Below are 2,405 nucleotides of genomic sequence, written 5' to 3'. Positions count from 1 at the left end.
CCGCTTTCTTTAACTCTTATAGTTTATTTGGTGTGCGTATGGATAATCGTTTCTTAGTTTTATTTTTTATTTTATTTTCTTCAGTTTCTTATGCGGGTTATAACGATCATTATTCTTTGAGTGCTTCACCTAATATTAATTATGATTATGTTGGTTCTACTCCTATAGAGGCTTGTGAATCCTTTTCTGGTCAGGTTGATGGTTTTGATGATGTTACTTTGGTTGATTCGCCTAATCGTTGTCTTTTTAGATACACATTACCTCCTAATGGCCAGCGTTCTATTTTTAAACCATATTATTTTCATTCTTGTCCAGATCAGCAATATTTTGATGATTCTGGGGCTTGTGTTTCTCCACCTGTATGTCCTGACGGTGAGGAATTTAATTATATAACTGGTGTTTGTGAGCCTGATTTATGTCCTGCAGGTCAAACTCAGCGTTTGTATGGTTCTTATCTAGATTCTTCTGCTACGTCTGTGTCAGATTGTGGTGTTCCTTACATTGTTACCACGTACGATAATTGCGAATGGAATCCGGACGTTCAAGGGGGTTGGCAGGTTGCGTTGAATGGGTCTATGTGTCAATGGTGGTCTAATGCTACATCATTAGGTCAGTCCGGTGATTATTCGTCTGGGTATACTGCTCAACCAGCTGGTGATGGCCCTACTGAGCCAAGCCCGGGTGGTGATGATGGTTCCGATGATGATGCTGGTGATGATTCTGGCAGTGACATTGGTGATGATAACGACAATGGTACAGGCGATTCTGGTGATGGTTCCGGTGGTGATACTGGTGGTGACACTGGTAATGCTGATGGTACTGATACGGGTTCCGGTGATTCTGGATCAGATGGTTCTGGTGATTCCGGCTCTGGTAGCGATGGTTCAGGTTCGGGTGGTGATTCTGGTGGTCAATCTGGTGGTCAATCTGGAGGTGATTCTGGAGGTTCCTCTGGTGGTGACACTGGTGGTGACACTGGTGGTGACACTGGCGGTGATACTGGCGGTGATGGTGATACTGGCTCGGGTGATTCTGGTTCTGGTGGTAATGGAACTGGTAATCCGGATGGTAATGGTGGTTCAGATTCTGGTGAATCGGGTGATGGTGACAGTGAAAATGGTGGTGCTGGTTCTGGCGAATGCAATCCCGAAACAGAAGATTGTTCTGATGAGCCGTCTGGTGAATGTGATCCATCTAGTGAAGAGTGTTGTGATTCAGAAACCGAAGAGTGTGGCGATGGCGGTGACTTAGATTATCGTAATTGTTCCGCTGATTTTGTATGTGATGGTGATGCTCTCCAATGTGCTCAACTTGAAGTAGAACACGCCTCTCTATGTTTGATGAGCGATTCTGAATATCAGGATTTTTTAAACAGTTCTGAAATTAAAGGTGATGGTACTGAAATTTCAGAAACGGGCGTATTAAATGCATTAGATGGTGGAACCGTTGATATATCCGATGCACTAAATTTGTCTGATATTTTTAATGTATCCTCCTCTGCATCATGTCCAGAGTTTCCAACTGTTGATACCTCTTATGGTTCATATTCTGTCGATACCACTGATAACTTTTGTCAGTACGCTAATACTGTTCGTCCGTTTGTGATTTATATGGTTTCGTTCTTTGCTTCTTTACTTGTCTTACGTGGCATAACATCTTAGAGGTGCGTACTTATGATCCAGTTATTCGGTAATATATTTGTCAGAATATTCGGTTTTATAATAGTAATACTCGTCCCAGTCCTAACAAAGATTATTCAGTTGTTAGGTATCGGTGTTGTCACATATCTGGGTTTAGATGCTATCACTGATTATTTAATCGACAATCTTGATTCTTTAATGGGTGCAATGCCTGCTGATGTTGTTTTACTTATGGATGCCTTCGGGCTAACTCAAGCTGCTCAAATATACCTAAGTGCTTATACGGCTTTGGTTGCTTATAAAGCCCTCACAGGCGCTAACAAAAAGTGGAAAAAACCATCATTTAAACTGGATGCCTAATCATGTTTTTTTTATACACTGGTCAAGGCGGTTCTAAAAAAACCGCTTCAATGATTAACTTAGTTCTCAATGATTCACAATTTAAAGATAGGCCTGTTTATTACTACAATATAAAAGGCTGTAATGTTGAGCATTGGATAGAATTAGATTCACAAGAGGTTTTGGACTGGCCTAATATTTTGCCTGAAGGTGCGGTTTTCTTGATAGATGAATGTCAAACCATTTGGCGCACCAATGTAAAAAACAACCCGATCTATATTACTGCTCTGGAAACTTCACGTCATCAGGGCTGGGACATCATAGCCACAACACAGCACCCTATGCTTATTCATCCTGATGTTCGTCGCCAAGTCCATTATCATCGCCATTTTTTTAGTGTCTATCATTTTTGGTATCGTAATCGTG

General features: G+C 41.3%; 3 protein-coding genes. All 3 read left to right on the top strand.

The window, feature by feature from the left end:
* A partial coding sequence (locus KMP13_RS17955; RefSeq protein ID WP_215267354.1) for a hypothetical protein occupies nucleotides 1-1,661 on the top strand: 1,661 nt, incomplete at its 5' end.
* Between the two features lie 12 nt (nucleotides 1,662-1,673).
* Nucleotides 1,674-2,000, top strand: a complete 327-nt coding sequence (locus KMP13_RS17950; RefSeq protein WP_215267353.1) for a DUF2523 family protein — start codon at nucleotides 1,674-1,676, stop codon at nucleotides 1,998-2,000.
* 2 nt (nucleotides 2,001-2,002) lie between these two features.
* A partial coding sequence (locus tag KMP13_RS17945) for a zonular occludens toxin domain-containing protein (RefSeq protein WP_215267352.1) occupies nucleotides 2,003-2,405 on the top strand: 403 nt, incomplete at its 3' end.

The sequence above is a fragment of the Epibacterium ulvae genome, assembly GCF_018678075.1.
Taxonomy (GTDB): domain Bacteria; phylum Pseudomonadota; class Alphaproteobacteria; order Rhodobacterales; family Rhodobacteraceae; genus Epibacterium; species Epibacterium ulvae_A.
Note: the sequence above shows the minus strand (reverse complement) of the source record. Positions and strands in the feature narration are given on the sequence as shown.

Bases quoted from the DNA above. Each gene is read 5' to 3' on its own strand.
- KMP13_RS17950 (WP_215267353.1), top strand. From the start codon at position 1,674: ATGATCCAGTTATTCGGTAATATATTTGTCAGAATATTCGGTTTTATA.